The sequence below is a fragment of the Chromobacterium vaccinii genome (genome assembly GCF_000971335.1).
GTDB classification, from domain to species: Bacteria; Pseudomonadota; Gammaproteobacteria; order Burkholderiales; family Chromobacteriaceae; genus Chromobacterium; species Chromobacterium vaccinii.
In genome coordinates this window covers 61,331-79,043 of the sequence record NZ_JZJL01000021.1, presented here as the reverse complement: position 1 = coordinate 79,043, position 17,713 = coordinate 61,331, and the positions used below count along the sequence as shown (strand labels likewise).

Here is a 17,713-nt window from a genome sequence, read left to right as displayed (position 1 = left end):
GTCCAGCGCCATGGAATGCCGGCCGCGGCCAGCTGGCCGACCAGCAGCGGGCCGGAAAACACGCCGGCGCCGGCGAAGATGAAGGCTTCCACCATCGCCATGTCGCGGTGTTCTGCCTGATGCCAGGCCAGGCCGGCCTGCACCGCCGATTGCAGCACGCCGCCGGTCAAGCCCATGGCGATGGCCGCGGCCAGCGTGCCGGCGAAGCCGCGCGCCTGGGCGATGGACAACACGGCCAGCACCATGGCGACCGCCGCGCCGCGGATCAGCGGGCCGAGGCCCAGCCTGGGCAGCAGCCAGCCCCCCAGCAGGCCGGACGCGACCAGGCCGCCGGCGTAGCTGGTGAAATGCCAGCCGACCTGGATGGGATCGTAGCCGAACTCGGCGCGCAGGAAGGGCAGGGTGGAGCCCAGCACCGACTGCTGGAAGCCGAACACGGCCAGCACCAGATAGAGGAACCAGGTGGGTCCGTCGCGGCGGAATGGCCGGGTGGATCGGGGACTGTCTGTCATCGCGGTTGATCCTGAGGTGTGGGGTGGGGGCATCTGAACGCATGCCGCGCCTGGCGGATGGCAGATCCCTGTGCCGCCGGCGGTGGCCGGAGGCCTCGCCGCTTGTGTTTCGACACGGTCCGCAGCGGGCGGCTTGGGGTCCTCAAACCCGCCGCCGCGGTGGTTCCTGCCTGTCTTAATCCAGCAGCCGGTGCAATTGCGCGTATTGCAGCAGCATGATGGTCTTGCCATCGGCGATATCGCAGCAGTCCACCATCGCCAACGCCTGCTGCAACGGCAGTTCCAGCACCTCCAGCTCCTCGCCGTCCTCCTCCACGCCGCCGCCATCCCCCACTTTGTCGCGGGGATGGTATTCGCCGACGAAGAAGAACAGTTTCTCGGTGACGGATCCGGGGCTCATGAAGGCCTCGAATACCTTGCGCACATTGTCTATCCGGTAGCCGGTCTCCTCTTCGGTTTCGCGGCGGATGCAGGTTTCAGCGTCATCCTGATCCAGCAGGCCGGCGCATGCCTCGATCAGCATGCCGTCGTGGCCGTTGACGAAGGCGGGGAAGCGGAACTGGCGGGTGAGGATCACCGTGCGGCGGGAGCGGTTGTACAGCAGGATCACCGCGCCGTTGCCGCGGTCGTAGGTTTCGCGCGACAGCGTCTGCCAGCTGCCGTCGCGGCGCAGGTAGTCGAAGGTGGTCTTGCGCAGCACGTACCAGTCATCGGATAGCACTTCCACGCGTTGGATGCGCACCCTTTCCCGGGTCGCGGTGGTATTGCTCATGCAGCGTTTCCTTTTACTTGTTCGTCAATCGGTTTGCATTCGGCGCCACGGTCAGCAGCCGCGCCAGCATGGCGGGGTCGCGCTGTTCGGGCGCGGTCATGATGGCGGTGTCCAGCGCGCGGTCGCAGCCGCAGCGGCAGGCGCCGCCGTGGCGGCCCAGGCGCTGCACCGCTTCTCCCACCAGCCGGCGCGCGCTGTCGCCGATTTCGGCCATCCGTTCCGCCACCAGCGCGGCGTTGACTGGTTCTTGCGATTCGAACCAACAGTCATAGTCGGTGGGGATGGCCACCAGCGCGTAGCACAACTCGGCTTCGCGGGCGAGCTTGGCTTCCGGCATCGCCGTCATGCCTATCACGGTGCCGTCCCACTGGCGGTAAAGCCGGGACTCGGCGCGAGTGGAGAATTGCGGTCCCTCCATCACCACATAGGTGCCGCCGTCGCGCGCCGGCACCCTGGCAGCGGCGGCGCTGTCGGCCAGCGCTTCGCGCATGCGGCCGCAGACCGGGTCGCCGAAGGGCACGTGGCCGACCAGGCCGGGGCCGAAGAATGTCTTGTCGCGCATCAGCGTGCGGTCGATGAACTGGTCGACCAGCACGAAATGGCCGGGCGGCACGTCCTCGCGCAGGCTGCCCACCGCGCTCATCGACAGGATCTGGGTGCAGCCCACGCTGCGCAGCGCGGCGATATTGGCCTTGACGTTGATGGACGCGGGCGGGATCGAGTGGCCCGGGCCATGGCGCTGCAGGAAGGCGACCGGCACGCCGCCCAGATAGCCGGTGACCACTGGCGAGGACGGCGCGCCGAAGGCGGTGGCGCAATGGTGGGCGCTGGCGTCGGTCAAGCCCAGCAGCCGCTGGAAGCCGCTGCCGCCTATGATGCCGATGCGGGCCGGATGGGATTCAGTCATGGTGGATTCCTTGGGTGGAGAGGCGGCCGGCCAGCGGCGGAGCCACCAGCCGTTCGCGCAGTTCGGACAGCGCCGACGGCGCGTTGCCGCGACAGCGCAGCAGGCCCTCGCTGGCATGCTCGGTGTAGCGCGGATCGTGGATTTTCAGGTGTCGGTCTATCGCCGGCAGGTAGTTCCAGCGCACGCCGGGATACAAGGAGTGGACGAGATGGTAGGCGTCCGAAGTGGGGGCGATGAACACTCGCACCAGCCAGCCGCTGACGCCGAAGTAATCGGTGGGGCGGCCCATCAGGTATTCCAGCTCCAGCCGCTCCTGCGGGAAGCCGGGCATGAACCAGCGGTGCTCGGCCAGCAGCGACACCCAGGCGAACACCGGGTAGGAGGTGAACAACGGCAGCAGCCAGCCGAAGGCCACGCCCGCCCAGCCTCCGACCCAGTACAGCAGCGCGCCGGTCGTCAGCAGCGTCGCGCAGCGGGCTAGCGCCGTGGTTTTTGAATGGTTGAGCAGGCTGTTGCGGGTCATCGTGCTGAGATTGTTCCAAAAGCCGGCGGGCCACAGCGGGTACAGCAGGCGGGCAAGGAAGGCGGCGTCCGACAGGCCGGCCAGATAGCCGCCGGCGAACACCCGGGCGCGGTTGGGGTCCAGTTCCGGGTGGTTGGGCTTGCGGTGGTGGTCGCCATGGGTTCTGTGGCGGCTATGCATGTCGCGCTTGAACACCGGGAACTGGTAGAAGATGTCGCTCAGCCACCATTGCCAGGCATGGGACGGGCACAGCGCGAAGTGGACGGCGTTGTGGCCGAACTCCTGCAGCGCGCGCATGCGGCCGCCGCTCCACAGCGTCACCAGCGCCCAGCCCACGGCGGAGTCGGCCAGCGCGGCCGCCATCACCGCCGCCACGATGTCCAGCCAGGTCCAGACGAAGGGCAGCGGCGCGAGCCAATTGTCTAGCGGACGATAATAGGTTTCCGGATTGTCGTTGATGCGCGGCAGCAAGCGCAGCCTGCGCATCACCGGCCCGCTGTCGCGGTAATAGAAATGGACCATGCCGCGCATCGCCAGCGAGGCGGCCAACACCACCAGCAGGGGGTAGAAGGAATTCATGAGGGTTCTCCCGCCGCGGCCAGCGCGGACAACACCGGCAGCAGCTCCGACAGGCTGGAGCAGACGGGCGCGTCGGATTCGTCCAGCCTTGCTCGGTCTTGATGGCCGGTTTCCACCAGCAGCGCGCGCCAGCCCACCTGCCGCGCCACCTCGCAGTCGTGCAGCGTGTCGCCGATGAACAGCGTATCTGCCGGCGGCAGCGCCAGCCGGGATTGCAATGCCCGGGCTTCATCCAGCTTGCCCGAGGCGTGGGTGTGGTCCAGGCCGACCACGTGCTGGAAGCTGCCAAGCAGCCGCTTGGCGTCCAGCGTGCGCAACAGCACGTTGCTTTGCGACGCCGACAGCACCGAGGCGCCGATGCCGCGGGAGGCGGCGAGTTCCAGCAGTTCCGCGACGCCGTCGTGCATCCGACAGCGCGCGACGTGGGCGTCGAAATGCTCGAGGTAGATGGTGACGATGTCGGCGAACGGATGTCGGTTGAAGTCGAAGCCGAGCCGCGCGTAGAACTCGGCGATCGGGAAGCCGAACTCGCGCCGGTAGCGCTCGCGCGTGACCGGTTCCGCGCCGAAGCGCGCGCAGCAGCGGTTTACCGACGCCACCGCAAGATCAATGTCGTCGATCAGCGTGCCGTTCCAGTCGAAGACCAGGTGGCGCACTCCAGCCAGCCATGATGCCGCGCTCATGGATGGCCTCCGCCGGGCCGCAGCGAGCCAAGCACGATGCGCGCGGCGATGGGCGGCGCGTACAGCCGGGACGGGCTGGCGATCAGGTTGCTGACGCCGATCTGGGCTTCCAGCGCGCCGCGGTGGTAGGCGGACAGCCGGGTCAGTCCGGCGCCGTACCAGTGCAGGAAACGGGTGCGCCAGTCGCGTTCGCCCTCGGTTTCCGGGAAGCGCAGGTCTTCGGTGACCGCCATCTGCCAGGCGGGGTCCAGCACCCGGCACAGCTTTTCCTGCAGCTCCTGGAAGCCCAGCCCGCCGGCCAGCAGCGCGTCCAGGTTCTGGCCAAGGCATTCGGCTTCCAGCGCGCATAGCGTCATGCCCTGGCTGTACAGCGGATTCATGCTGCCCAGCGCGTCGCCGACCACCAGCAGGCCGTCCGGCCAGCGCGGCAGCTGGTCGTAATGGCGGCGCAGGCTGCCGGGCATGCGGAATACCGACACATCGGACAGCGGCTCGGCGTCCTGTATCACCTGATGGATGTCCGGCATGGGCAGCGCGGCCAGCGCTTTCAGGAAGGCGTTCGGGTCGCGGTCCGGGTATTGGCCGAACCAGCCGCCGGTGGTCACCATCCAGCGGTCGCCTTCTATCGGGCTGATCACGCCCATCGCGCGTTGATGCGGCGGCGTGGCCAGCACCAGCAATACCTTCCATTGGCTGGCGAACTCGGGGCGGCGCCGGTAGATGCGCGACGCGTAGCCGAGATCGGTTTTCACCATGCTTTTTTCCACCGCGCCGAAACCGGCGGTTTCCAGCCAGCCGGGCAGGCGGGTGCCCCGGCCGCTGGCGTCCACCAGCGCGTCGGCGTCCAGCGTCCAGGCGTGGTCGTCGTTGCGCAGCCGGACGCCGGCGACTGCCAGCTTGTCGCCGTCGCGGTGGAAATCCACCCCTTCCATCTGGGTGCGCGACAACACCGTGATCTGAGGCAGCCGCGAGACGCGGCGGCGCAGATGGGTGTCGATCAGCCGGCGGCTGCAGTAATGGGCGTGGATGCCGCAGCGGTAGCGGTTTTTCCAGCGCCCGGCCTGGTACCACTTGACGTCGTGGCCCAGGTCGGCGACCAACGCGCCGGCCTGTTCCAGCTCCGACAGGAAACCGGGGAAGATGGCTTCCATGATCTCTTTGCCGCGCTGCAAGAGCAGATGGACGTGGTGTTCTTGCGGCACGCTTTGACGCGCGCCGGTTTCATCGTGGAAATCGCTTTTCTCCACAATGGTGACGCGGGCGTAGCGGCGGGCCAGCGCGGCGGCGGCCAGGCAGCCGGCGATGCTGCCGCCAAGCACCACCGCGTGGCCGTTTTCAATTCTGGGCATAGTCATTCAATGTCCTCGCGATGTAATCGAGGTCTTCGCCGGTCAGGTCGGGATGCAGCGGCACCGTGGTCAGCGAGCGCAGCAGCCGGGCAGCGTTGGGGCAGTCGCGGCGGTAGCGTTCCAGCAGCGGCAGCTGATACAGCGGCTGGTTGTCGTACTTGCCGATATCGGACGGGATGCCGCGTGACATCTGGTAGCGCACCAGTTGCCGTCCATCGTGGCCCACCGCCTGCAGCAGCAGCGCGTAGCCATTGGCCTGGCCATGCGATGGCAGCGGCAATTCGCGCAGCGCCGGGTTGTCCAGCGCGGCCAGCAGCCGTTCGCGGTTGCTCAGGCGGATGTCGAGATGCCGGGCCAGTTGGCGGCTGCGCGCCAGCCCCAATGCCGCCTGCAGGCCGCCCAGCTTCAGATTGATGCCCACGCTCTGGCCGGTGAGGTTGCCGAAGCGGGTGTAGGCGCGGATGCGCTCGGCCCGGCGCGGATCGGCGGTCATGACGAAGCCGCCTTCGCCGGTGGACATGAATTTGCAGTCATGGGTGCTGAAGCAGCAGATGTCGCCGATGCGCGCCAGCCAGTCGCCGTTCAGCCGGGTCAGGTGACAATGGGCCAAGTCCTGGATCAGCGGGATGCCGCGTTCGCGCAGCAACGTCCAGGTCCGGTCAGAGGGAATGGGATAGCCCCACATCGGCACCTCGATCACCGCGCGGGTGCGCGGCCCCAGGCAGCGTTGGAGATCGTCCGGGTCCAGGCCGAAGCTGTCGGGCGCCACATCGCAGAACACCGGCACCAATCCTTGGGCCAGGATGGGCAGCACGGTGCAGATCGGGCAGGTGGGCGCCAGCACCACTTCGTCGCCGGGCGCGAAATCGACGCCGGCCAACGCGGCGTGGACCGAGGCGGCGCCAGAGGAGACGGCGATCACGTGCGGCAGGCCGTACAGGCTGCCCAGCGCCGCTTCGTACTCGGCGACGATGTCGGCGGTGCCGGACAGGCCGCCGCGCAGCGCGCGCGCCAGCTCGGCGACATCGTCCGGCGCGTCGTGGATGCAGGTTTCGGCGATATGGCGCGTTTCCAGCGCAATCGTGCTCATCATCGGACTCCCTGCTGTACCGCCTGCCACACTGCATCGTCGTCGTACAGACGCTCCAGCATGCGGCGGAAATTGGCGAACATCGGCAGTTGCTCCAGGCGCTCGCGCGGGAAGAAGCCGACCTCCGCCGCCTCCCGGCCCGGCGGACAGCGCCGCTCGGGAGTGGCGCACAGGTAGATCAGGTCCAGGTGGTAGTGCGGGGTTTTGGGATCGGCGATGTACTCGCACAGCACCCGGTACGGAAGGTGCAGCGCGGAGACGTCGGCTTCTTCGTCCTCCAGCGCTATGTCGCGCTCGCCCAGCAGCCTGGCGTGGATGCCGGTTTCCTCCCGCACCTCGCGCAGCGCCGCCTCGTCCGGCGTTTCGTGTTGTTCGACGTGGCCGCCCGGGTACAGCCAGACGCCGAGCTTGCGGTGGCGCAGCAGCAGCACTTCATGGTGGGGGTTGAGCACGAAGGCCGAAGAGGTGAAATGCCGCTCCAGCCCGGCGCGCTGCATCGCGCGTTCGGTGATCATGGCGCCTGGTATCCGTTGATGACGTCGGCCATGTAGTCCAGCTCCGCTTCGCTCAGCGCGGGGTGCACGGGCAGCGTGGTCATGCCGGAGAGCAGCGCCTCGGCGTTCGGGCAGTCGAGGCGGTATTCGGCCAGCGCGGGGAAGCGGTACAGCGCCTGGCAGCCGTAGCGCTTGATGTCGGATGGGATGCCGCGGGCGTCCAGGTAGTCGATGAAGGCGCGGTTGTCGGCGAAGCCCAGCTCCAGATTGAGGAAGTAGTAGTTGGGATTGCCGCCTTCGATGATTCGTTTTTCCCGCACCTGGGGATGGCGCAGCCGCTGCAGCAGGCGGCGGGCGTGGGTCCGCCGGCAGTCTATCTGTTCGGAAAGCTTGTCCAGCCGGCTGTGGCCCAGCGCCGCCGGCAGCGCGGCCAGCTTGTAGTTGAGGCCGAAATCCGCGCCGTTGAGGTTGCCGAAGCGGCTGTAGGAGCGGCAGCGTTCGGCTAGCTCGACGTCGTCGGTCAGCACGAAGCCGCCTTCTCCGGTGGCCAGCGGCTTGCGCTCGTGGGTGCTGAAGCAGGACAGGTGGCCGTAGGCGGACAGGTGCTTGCCGTGCAGCGTGCTGCCGTGCGAGTGGGCCAGGTCCAGGATCAGCTTCAGGTCCAGCGAGTCGGCCAGTTCGCGCAGCTCGTCCACCTCGGTGGGATAGCCCCACATCGGGATGTCGATCAGCGCGACGGCGCGGGGGGAGACGCGGTCGCGCACCGAGTCGGGGTCGGCGCCGAAGCCGTGGGCGCGGGTATCGACGAACACGGGGTTGGCGCCGGCGGCGATGATGGGGTAGACGGTGCACAGCGGGCAGCTGGGCGTCAGCAGCACGTCGTCGCCCGGCCGCACGCCGGCGGCGTGCAGCGCCACGCTGACCGCAGCGCCGCCTGAGGACAGGGCGACGGCTTCGGCGGCGCCGAACCAGCCGGCCAGCGCCTGCTCGTAGGCGGCCACGGTGTCGCTGGTGCCGGACAGCGCGCCGCGCAGCGCCCGCTCCAGCGCGGGAAGGTCATCCGGGTACTGCGGACGGTATTTGTCGGAGATCACGCGGTCGGCGGTTTGCGCCGCGGCGATGGTTTCGGTCATGAAAGGCTCCTGTTCGATTACAGCGACAGCGATTCGATGCCGGTGCGTATCCGGCTGTGGGCGTTCTGCAGGCCTTGGGCCACGGCGTCGGCGGAGCAGATTTCCTCGATCACGCGGTAAGTGGGCAGCAGGCTGGCGAAGTCTGCCTCGAAGCGGCGGTGTTCGCGTATCGCCTGAAAGAACTGGTGCAGCTCGCCGTGGTAGCCGCTGCGCTCGTAGCCGGAGTCCAGCGGCCCCGGCTGCCAGGCGCCGCGCCAGCGCTTGGCTGCGCCGGTGGGGCGGGTCGCGTGTTCGGGCTCGTGCAGCGTGATGTTCCACAGGTTGTCCAGCTCCACCAGGGTGGAGCTGGAACTGACCAGTTTCATGTCGAACTCGAAGTAGGGGAAGCTGGTGCCGGCCAGCAGGCTGGCGGTGGCGCCGGAGGAGAAGGCCATGTCGGCCTTGACGATCAGCGCGTCCTCGTGGCGCTGGACGCTGGACTGCACCCGGCGCAGCTCGCCGTCGCCGAAGGTGATGGCCAGGTCTATGGTATGGATCGCCTGCGCCAGCAGGAAGGAGCGCAGCGTGGAATCCAGGCCCCACAGCGGGGCGCGGGGCTTGTTGGCGTAGTGGTTGAGCTGGATGTGCAGGGTTTCGCCGAATTCGTCCACCTGGGTCATTTCGCGCAGCTGGCGCACCGGGCGGGCGAACTTGAAGTTCATGCCCACGCCGGACACCACTTCGCTGCGGTTCGCGGCGTCGATCAGCGTTTCCAGCTCCTCCAGCGTCGCGCACGGCGGCTTCTCGACGAACACGTTGACGCCCTTGCCCATCGCCAGCAGCCCCATTTCGAAGTGCAGCTGGGGCGGGCCGGCCATGATCACCGCGTCCAGCTGGACCTCGTTCAGCATGTCCGGCACGTTGTCGTGCACCGGAATGTCCGAGATGAAGCGGTGGATGCGCCGCGCCCGTTCCAGATCGCTGTCGCAGGCGGCGACGATCCGTATGTCCTGCATCTGCAGCAAGGACGGCAGCAGGTTTTCCTGCATTTGCGCGCCGATGCCGACAAGGCCAACTTTGATCAAACTCATCGTGAATCTCCATGACGGCCCACGCGCGGGGCGCGGCGAGCCTGTCTTGCTCGGGATTGATGAAAAAGCCTCAGCCCTGCGCGGATAAGCGCATGGCGGAGTCATGCCCCAATGAGGAAAAGCGACACAGCCACTAGCGAGCTTTTGTTGTTGGCATCCGGATTCGCGGGACGCGACGCCCGGTGCGGGCGGAGAGGCTCTGAAGGCCTTGCGGGAAACGGTTTCGGACCGGTTATGCGGCGAGTATGTGCCGGAGGCGGCGGGGGAGACTGCGAATACTGATAGAAAAGACAGGTCTGTTTCAGTCGGAACTGTCAGGCGGAGATGGTCAGGGCGCGTGGAATGTCAGATGCGGCGGGGCTCGCGCGGTGTTGCCATTCGCGCCACATGCAAAAACGCCGCCGGGAAGCCGGCGGCGTCGATGGGAACTCGCGGGGGGGTCAGGCCGCGTCGTCGACCCAGCGGATGGCCTGAGTGGGCACCGCCTTGTTCTCCACCTTGATCTGCAGCGCGAGGCCGCCGCAGGAGGTTTCACGGTACTTGGCGTCCATGTCCTTGCCGGTTTCGTACATGGCGGCGATCACCTTGTCCAGCGACACCTTGGGGCTGCTGACGCGGTGCATGGCCATGCGGGCTGCGTTGATCGCCTTGACCGCGGCGATGGCGTTGCGCTCGATGCAGGGAATCTGCACCTGGCCGGCCACCGGATCGCAGGTCAGGCCCAGGTTGTGCTCCATGGCGATTTCGGCCGCCATGCACACCTGGGACGGGCTGCCGCCCATCAGTTCGGTCAGGCCGGCCGCGGCCATCGAACAAGCGACGCCCACTTCGCCCTGGCAGCCCACTTCGGCGCCGGAGATGGAGGCGTTCAGCTTGAACAGGCAGCCGATGGCGCCGGAGGACAGGAAGAAGCGCAGGCAGCTGTCGTCGTCCAGCGGCTGGATGAAGTGGTTGTAGTAGGCCAGCACAGCCGGCACGATGCCGCAGGCGCCGTTGGTGGGCGCGGTCACCACGCGGCCGCCGGCGGCGTTTTCCTCGGACATCGCCATCGCGTACATATTGACCCAGTCCATCACGCTCATCGGGTCCTTGGCCACGGTGAGCGAGCTGGTCAGCATCCGGTGCAGGGCCGGCGCGCGGCGCGGAATGCGCATCGGGCCGGGCAGGTTGCCTTCGGTGCGCATGCCGCGCTCGACGCTGCTCTTCATCACTTCCCACACGCGGCGGAAGTGCGCTTGCACCTCGCCCACTTCGTGGAAGGCTTTTTCGTTTTCCATCACCAGCGCGGCGATGGACAGGCCGGTTTCTTCGCACATGTCCATCAGTTGCTGGGCGGTGACGAAGTGGTAGGGCACCGGGGTGTCGCTGCAGCTGGACTGGTTGAAGTGCTCTTCGTCGACGATGAAGCCGCCGCCGATCGAGTAGTAAGTCTTGGTCAGAACCTTCTCATCGCCGATGTAGGCGTGGATCTGCATGCCGTTTTCGTGCAGCGGCAGGTTGGCGGTGTGGAAATCCATGCCGAAGGCCACGCGCTGGTGGGTGCGGCCCAGCGTCAGCTGGCTGGTCTGTTCCACGTCGGCCATCAGGCTGGCCGTGGTGTCCGGGTCCACGGTGTCCGGCAGGTTGCCGGCGAGGCCGAGGATGATGGCCTGGTCGGTGCAGTGGCCCTTGCCGGTGAGGGCGAGCGAGCCGTAGCAGTCTACGTGGACGCGGTTCACTTGGTTGAATTTGCCGGTTTCCTTGAGCGCGCCGAGGAACTGGTGTCCGGCCTTCATCGGGCCGACGGTGTGGGAGCTGGAGGGGCCTACGCCGATTTTGTAGATGTCGCTCATGCTGAACATGATGCTACCTCTTTGAAACTGTACAGAAGGAGAACAGGCCGCGATCCGCGGCCTGTTTGCTTACGATCAGGCGATCAGATCGTAGAAGATGGCGGAGATGGCGATCAGGCCGATCAGCGTCACGAAGATGTTGCTGGCGGCGCCGGAGTACTTCTTCATCGCCGGCACTTTCTGGATCGCGTACATCGGCATCAGGAACAACAGCATCGCGATCACCGGGCCGCCCAGGGTTTCGATCATGCCCAGGATGGACGGGTTGATGGTGGCGATGATCCAGCAGGTCACGATCATGAACACGGCTGTGCAGCGGTCGAGCTTGGACGACTCGATGGTCTTGCCGCTTTGGCGCAGCTGCTTGACCACCAGGCCGTTGAAGCCTTCCTTGGCGCCCAGGTAGTGGCCCAGGAAGGACTTGCTGATGGCGACCATGGCGATGATCGGGGCGACCCATTCCATCACCGGGTTCTGGAAGTGGTTGGCCAGGTAGGACAGGATGGAGATGTTCTGGGCCTTGGCGGCGGCCAGATCGGCCGGGCTCAGGCTGAACACGCAGCTGAACACGAAGAACATCACGGTCAGCACCATCATGGTGTGGGCGCGGATCAGCACGCGGCTGGAAGCCGGCTCGGCGTCATCGCCGTGCAGCTTGCGCTGGTCGACGGAGAAGGACGAGATGATCGGCGAGTGGTTGAACGAGAACACCATCACCGGAATGGCCAGCCACAGCGTCTTGTAGAAGGCGCCGCTGGACACCGCGTCGGAGAGGCTGCCGGCATGGCGGATGGCGGTGTCGCTCCATTGCGGGATCAGGTACAGCGCCAGCAGCATCAGCACCACCACGAACGGGTAGACCAGGATGCTCATCGCCTTGACGATGACTTGGCCGCCCAGGCGCACGATGGACATCAGGCCCAGGATCAGCGCCAGCGAGAACACCGCGCGGGTGGCGATGCCGTTGCCCACTTCGATGTGCAGCTGGTTATTGAGGAAGGACAGCACCGTGTTGGTGATGGCCACGCTGTACATCAGCAGGATCGGGTAGATCGCGAAGAAATACAGCAGGGTGATGATCTTGCCGGCGCCGATGCCGAAGTGCTCTTCCACCACTTCGGTGATGTCGGCGCCTTCCTTGCTGCCGGACAACACGAAGCGGGTCAGGCCGCGGTGGGCGAAGAAGGTCAGCGGCAGGGCCAGGATGGCCATCAGCATCAGTGGCCACAGGCCGCCGATGCCGGCGTTGATCGGGAGGAACAGGACGCCGGCGCCGATGGCGGTGCCGTACAGGCCGAGCATCCAGGTGGTGTCGTGCTTGGTCCATCCGGACGAGCCGGAGCGGGGAGCGGTGGAGGCTATTGCTTGAGACATGATGAGGTGCCTTTTACAAAACGAATATTTCGCAATTACTAGGTCCGATGTCCTGAGACTTGTCTTTCAAACCAGGCCATCGGGAGAAAGCTGTTCTAACCGGCGCGATCCCGAGCGGTGGATGCCTATCCGGTTGACTTGCTGCTCATCGTAAGTGCTTTGTAGTTTGAAAGGTACACATTTAAGAACATCAGTTGATTCTAATCAAGATAAATTTGTCATCAAATGAACAAATGAACACAGTCTGGCGGATAAAAGTGGAATTGATCCATTATGCTTTATGTGTTTTATTGAAATTATTTTTAATTATTTAAAATTTTGAGACATAAAATTTCTTGAAAATTCTTTAATTCATAAATTGTTCCAATTTATTACATTTCGCGCATCTTGCAAGGCAAGCTTGGCATCAATTACCGTGTGGAGTAATTGCTCTGCAACAAATTTGCGTCCCTTGAGAGGCTGGATGGATGAGTTTCAGGATGGAAACCGGCATTGTCATGCATGCGGATGCGCGGCCTATTTGCCAGCCTCAATCGAGGTTTTTATTTTCAAGGTACTGAATTTAAAAAATTTTTCAGTTCATTTGGCCAGGTGGGTGGAGCGATGCGCGGGGAAGCTGAGCTGGTTGTTCGAATATGATTGAAGTTGTTCGAAACAGTACTATCTACAGCTATTGGTATTGTTATAAATGTTCGATTGTGAAAAATAATTATCAAAAATGAACAATAATGTTTTCGAAACTGGTGAGCCTCAGACTTGAGCGCGACCAGGTCTCGCTTGGGCTTGATCCATGGCCAGCCGCGAGAAGTCAAGCCTGTGGTGGATAGATGGCCTGAGACGATGGCTGATATTGCCAAATTATTTTTTTAAATCAATCGCTTGATCTCCTGCGCGGCTATTCCGCTGCATATGGATGGGATGATCGTGCGCTGGCGGGCGTCAACCGGGCGGCCGCTAAGCAGGACCGGATGCAGTCTTGATTGTTATCAAACACAAATTTACTAAAACGAACATAAAATTTGCGGGAAGTCGCACTGGATGCGAACGGCCCAGGCCCGCGTCCGCTCTGCGCCAGCTTACCCACTATTGAAGAGACGAAACGAAATGAGCCACCCCTCCACACTCGCCTACGTGGTCGACGAGGCAGCCAGCAAGCAGGAAGTGCTGCTGTCCGAGCCCGGCCGCTATCTGCTCAGCGCCGCCATGGCCGGCGCGCTGATCGCCGTCGTGCTCGCGGTCAGCCTGAAACTCGGCCAGGTGTTCTTCGCCGCCGGCGATTCCGGCTATTACATCGCCACTTCCGGCTTCTTCGGCGTGGCGCTGGTGAGCATCATCGTCTGCAAGGTGGAGCTGTTCACCAGCAATGTGATGTATTTCACCGTCGGCCGCCTGAGCGGACGCTGCCGCACCTGCAATCTGTTGCGCAGCTGGGCGGTGGTGTATATCGGCAACCTGATCGGCGTGCTGCTGTTCGTCGCCGTGCTGGCCGGCGCCGGCGGCATGGGCGCGCTGCCCGCCAACCATCTGCTGTTCAGCGTGGTGGAACATAAAGTGCATGCGTCTTTCCTGGAGATCTTCTGGAAGGGCGTGCTGTGCAACTGGGTGATCTGCCTGGCGGTCTGGGTGCCGATGCGGCTGGCCAACGAGGCGGCGCGCTTGCTGATCATCATGTTGCTGGTGTTCGTGTTCTTCTTCTCCGGTTTCGAGCACAGCATCGCCAATATGGCCTTCTTCGCGCTGGCCAAGCTGCAGGGCATGGCCGGCCTGGAGTGGGGCGACATCCTGCATAATATGGTGCCGGCCACGCTGGGCAATATTGTCGGCGGCGCCATCGGCGTCGGCCTGGTGGTGTTCCAGCTGGAACGCCACACGCTGAAGACGGTCTGATGCTGTAGGGAAACATTCCGGCCGGCGGACGGCATGTGGATGTTCGATTTCGAATGTAGTCGGCGCGGTACATGGCGTACCGCGCCGATTTTGCTATAAACCATTGAGAAAATAAGGACATTGGACGCATCTGGCATGTTGCGCCGCGGGATCGAAAACGCGCCGAAAGCGGGGGCTGACTTGACTAAGATCAAGCGAAATTTTCGAATTCGAATGTACGATGTGTTCAATATCTAACACTTACTGGATCAGCCAAGAAGGAGGCACCAGATGGACGCCATCACTCAAAATGCTACCCAAGCCAACCCGTGGCGCGACTTCGCCGCAGGCGATTGGCAGAGCAAGGTCGATGTCCGAAACTTCATCCAGCTGAATTATCAGCCGTACGAAGGCGACGACAGCTTCCTGGCTGGCGCGACCGATCGCACCAAGAAGCTGTGGGATACCCTGGGCGAATTGCTGAAGCAGGAACGCGCCAAGGGCGTGCTGGACGTGTCCGCCGACCGCGGCTCCTCCATCACCGCGCACGACGCCGGTTACATCGACCAGGCCAATGAAGTGATCGTCGGCCTGCAGACCGACGCGCCGCTGAAGCGCGCCATCATGCCGAACGGCGGCCTGCGCATGGTCGAGAACGGTCTGGAAGCCTTTGGCTTCAAGCTGGACCCGATGATCAAGGAAGTGTGGGAAAAGTATCGCAAGAGCCATAACCAGGGCGTGTTCGATGTCTACACCCCGGAAATCATGGCTTGCCGCAAGTCCGGCGTGATCACTGGACTGCCGGACGCCTATGGCCGCGGCCGCATCATCGGCGACTACCGCCGCGTGGCCCTGTACGGCACCGACTTCCTGCGCGCCGAGCGCCAGCAAGTGTTCCACGAGCTGGACAACGCCACCTTCACCGACGAAGTGATGCGTCAGCGCGAAGAGCTGTCCGAGCAATTCCGCGCGCTGGACGAACTGAAGCAGATGGCCGCCAAGTACGGCTACGACATCAGCCGCCCGGCCGCCAACGCCCGCGAAGCGGTGCAATGGGTGTATTTCGCCTACCTGGCCGCCGTCAAGGAACAGAACGGCGCCGCCATGTCCTTCGGCCGCGTGTCCACCTTCCTGGACGTGTACATCGAGCGCGACATCGCCGCCGGCGCGCTGAGCGAGGCTGAAGCCCAGGAAATGATCGACGATCTGGTGATCAAGCTGCGCATCGTCCGCTTCCTGCGCACTCCGGAATACGATCAACTGTTCTCCGGCGACCCGACCTGGGTGACCGAATCCATCGGCGGCATGGGCGAAGACGGACGCACCCTGGTGACCAAGAACAGCTTCCGTTTCCTGAACACCTTGTACAACCTGGGCCCGGCCCCGGAACCGAACCTGACCGTGCTGTGGTCCACCCGCTTCCCGCAGGGCTTCAAGAACTTCTGCGCCAAGGTCTCCATCGACACCAGCGCCATCCAGTACGAAAACGACGATCTGATGCTGCCTTACTGGGGCGACGACTACGGCATCGCCTGCTGCGTGTCGGCGATGAAAATCGGCAAGCAGATGCAGTTCTTCGGCGCCCGCGCCAACCTGGCCAAGGCCATGCTGTACGCGATCAACGGCGGCCGCGACGAGAAATCCGGCGCGCTGGTGGCGCACGGTTTCGAGCCCATCACCAGCGACGTGCTGACCTACGACGAGCTGATGCCCAAGTTTGAGAAGATGATGGACTGGCTGGCCGCCACCTACGTCAAGGCGCTGAACTGCATCCACTACATGCACGACAAGTACGCCTACGAACGCATCGAAATGGCGCTGCACGACCGCGACATCATCCGCACCATGGCTTGCGGCATCGCCGGCTTGTCCGTGGCCGCCGACTCGCTGTCCGCCGTCAAGTTCGCCAAGGTTCACATCATCCGCAATGAAGAAGGCCTGGCCGTCGACTATAAGATCGAAGGCGACTACCCGGCTTACGGCAACAACGACGACCGCGTGGACGACATCGCGGTGTGGCTGACCCAGTCCTTCATGGACAAGATCAAGGCCCAGCCGTACTTCTACCGCGATTCCAAGCCGACCCAGTCGGTGCTGACCATCACCTCCAACGTGGTGTACGGCAAGAAGACCGGCAACACCCCGGACGGCCGCCGCGCCGGCGAACCGTTCTCCCCGGGCGCCAACCCGATGAACGGCCGCGATGTGAAGGGCTTTGTCGCCGCGGGCGCCTCGGTGGCCAAGCTGCCGTACGACTCCGCGCTGGACGGCATCAGCTGGACCGCCTCGGCCACGCCTGACGCGCTGGGCCACACCGCAGAAGAGCGCATCCTGAACTTGGCCAACTGCCTGGACGGCTTCTGCTCCGCGCACCCGACCGAGTTCAGCAGCGCCAACTGCACGCCGTTCGATTGCGAAGGCGAGCGCCACATCGCCGGCGGCGGCTTCCACGTCAACGTCAACGTGTTCAAGCGCGAAACCCTGCTGGACGCGATGGAGCACCCGGAACTGTACCCGCAACTGACCATCCGCGTGTCGGGCTACGCCGTGAACTTCATCAAGCTGACCCGCGAGCAGCAGATGGACGTGATCAACCGCACCTTCCACGGCAAGATGTAAGCTGAAGAGAAGGTAGGGCGGGCAGCCGAAAGGCTTGCCCGCGCGGAAACACCATCGCATCAATGGCGGGGCGGTCCGAAAGGAAAGCCCCGCTTTTTCACAAGATTCACCGGAGAAACGGCATGATCCCACCTATTGCCGCAGACCACACCGAAGCATGCGTTAAGGCCGAAACCATAGGCTATTTGCATTCCACCGAAAGCGGCGCCGGCGTCGACGGCCCCGGCATGCGTTTCGTGTTTTTCACCTCGGGCTGTCAATTCCGCTGCCTGTACTGCCACAACCCGGATACCTGGAAGCTGCACAACGGCCGCCAGGTCACGGTGGAGCAGGCGCTGTCCGAAGTCGCCTCTTACGCGCGCTTCCTCAAGTTCGCCGGCGGCGTCACCATTTCCGGCGGCGAGCCGCTGATGCAGCACGAGTTCGTCGGCGAGCTGTTCCATGCGATCAAGCAGCGCTTCGGCCTGCATACCGCGCTGGACACCCAGGGCTTCCTGCACGAGCGGGTGCCGGATGAATGGTTCGACGATGTCGACCTGGTGATGCTGGACATCAAGCATTTCGATCCGGAAAAATACCAGGCGTTGACCGGCCAGCCTTTGCAGCCGACGCTGGACTTCGCCCAGCGTTTGCAGCGGCTGGGCAAGAAGATGTGGATACGCTACGTGCTGGTGCCCGGCCTCACCGATGGCGACGCCGACATCGAGCGCCTGGCCGATTTCATCGCCACGCTCGGCGATGTGGTGGAGCGGGTGGAAGTGCTGCCCTTCCATCAACTGGGCAAGGACAAGTGGGCGCAGCTGGGCATGGAGTACCAGTTGAACGACACGCCTATCCCCACCGCAGAGCAAGTCGCGCATGCGCGCGCGCTGTTCGCCAGCCGCGGCATGAAAGTTACCTGAGGCTTCCG

Annotated in this window: 15 protein-coding genes; 3 read left to right on the top strand and 12 right to left on the bottom strand. The window is 64.3% G+C overall.

All coding sequences use genetic code 11. From position 1 onward, the window contains the following. The 12 genes from VL52_RS12135 to VL52_RS12080 all read right to left on the bottom strand — a co-directional run. A partial coding sequence (locus tag VL52_RS12135; protein ID WP_046157272.1) for an MFS transporter occupies window positions 1-512 on the bottom strand: 512 nt, incomplete at its 3' end. Between the two features lie 175 nt (window positions 513-687). Further along, window positions 688-1,284, bottom strand: a complete 597-nt coding sequence (locus tag VL52_RS12130) for an NUDIX domain-containing protein (protein ID WP_046157271.1) — start codon at window positions 1,282-1,284, stop codon at window positions 688-690. Between the two features lie 13 nt (window positions 1,285-1,297). Beyond that, on the bottom strand, window positions 1,298-2,191 hold the full coding sequence (mtnP, locus tag VL52_RS12125; protein ID WP_046157270.1) for an S-methyl-5'-thioadenosine phosphorylase: 894 nt from the start codon (window positions 2,189-2,191) through the stop codon (window positions 1,298-1,300). Next, window positions 2,184-3,293, bottom strand: coding sequence for a fatty acid desaturase family protein (locus tag VL52_RS12120; RefSeq protein ID WP_046157269.1), 1,110 nt, complete (start codon window positions 3,291-3,293; stop codon window positions 2,184-2,186). Before VL52_RS12120 ends, mtnP begins: the two co-directional genes overlap by 8 nt. Continuing rightward, on the bottom strand, window positions 3,290-3,976 hold the full coding sequence (locus VL52_RS12115) for an HAD family hydrolase (protein ID WP_046157268.1): 687 nt from the start codon (window positions 3,974-3,976) through the stop codon (window positions 3,290-3,292). Before VL52_RS12115 ends, VL52_RS12120 begins: the two co-directional genes overlap by 4 nt. Continuing rightward, entirely contained in the window at window positions 3,973-5,331 is a 1,359-nt protein-coding gene (locus VL52_RS12110; protein WP_046157267.1) for an NAD(P)/FAD-dependent oxidoreductase, read from the bottom strand. Before VL52_RS12110 ends, VL52_RS12115 begins: the two co-directional genes overlap by 4 nt. Then, complete coding sequence (locus VL52_RS12105; RefSeq protein ID WP_200896004.1) at window positions 5,312-6,415, bottom strand: DegT/DnrJ/EryC1/StrS family aminotransferase; 1,104 nt, start codon at window positions 6,413-6,415, stop codon at window positions 5,312-5,314. Before VL52_RS12105 ends, VL52_RS12110 begins: the two co-directional genes overlap by 20 nt. Beyond that, a complete protein-coding gene (locus VL52_RS12100; RefSeq protein WP_046157265.1) occupies window positions 6,415-6,930 on the bottom strand; it encodes an NUDIX hydrolase in 516 nt (171 codons plus the stop codon). Before VL52_RS12100 ends, VL52_RS12105 begins: the two co-directional genes overlap by 1 nt. Beyond that, window positions 6,927-8,042, bottom strand: a complete 1,116-nt coding sequence (locus VL52_RS12095) for a DegT/DnrJ/EryC1/StrS family aminotransferase (RefSeq protein ID WP_046157264.1) — start codon at window positions 8,040-8,042, stop codon at window positions 6,927-6,929. The genes VL52_RS12100 and VL52_RS12095 overlap by 4 nt, the downstream gene beginning before the upstream one ends. Before the next feature lie 17 nt (window positions 8,043-8,059). Continuing rightward, a complete protein-coding gene (locus VL52_RS12090) occupies window positions 8,060-9,112 on the bottom strand; it encodes a Gfo/Idh/MocA family protein (RefSeq protein WP_046157263.1) in 1,053 nt (350 codons plus the stop codon). Between the two features lie 440 nt (window positions 9,113-9,552). Further along, entirely contained in the window at window positions 9,553-10,953 is a 1,401-nt protein-coding gene (locus VL52_RS12085) for an L-serine ammonia-lyase (protein WP_021474977.1), read from the bottom strand. Window positions 10,954-11,019: 66 nt separating this feature from the next. Further along, window positions 11,020-12,318, bottom strand: a complete 1,299-nt coding sequence (locus VL52_RS12080) for an HAAAP family serine/threonine permease (RefSeq protein WP_046157262.1) — start codon at window positions 12,316-12,318, stop codon at window positions 11,020-11,022. Window positions 12,319-13,422: 1,104 nt separating this feature from the next. On the opposite strand from VL52_RS12080, the gene VL52_RS12075 reads away from it, so the two are divergent. From VL52_RS12075 to pflA, 3 genes are all read left to right on the top strand, one after another. Further along, window positions 13,423-14,205, top strand: a complete 783-nt coding sequence (locus VL52_RS12075; protein ID WP_046157261.1) for a formate transporter FocA — start codon at window positions 13,423-13,425, stop codon at window positions 14,203-14,205. A 270-nt stretch (window positions 14,206-14,475) separates the two neighbouring features. Continuing rightward, window positions 14,476-16,803 carry a formate C-acetyltransferase gene (gene pflB, locus VL52_RS12070; RefSeq protein WP_046157260.1) on the top strand — a complete coding sequence of 776 codons (2,328 nt, stop codon included), beginning with the start codon at window positions 14,476-14,478 and terminating at the stop codon, window positions 16,801-16,803. A gap of 122 nt (window positions 16,804-16,925) precedes the next feature. After that, window positions 16,926-17,705, top strand: a complete 780-nt coding sequence (gene pflA, locus VL52_RS12065) for a pyruvate formate-lyase-activating protein (protein ID WP_046157259.1) — start codon at window positions 16,926-16,928, stop codon at window positions 17,703-17,705. Window positions 17,706-17,713 lie beyond the last annotated feature (8 nt).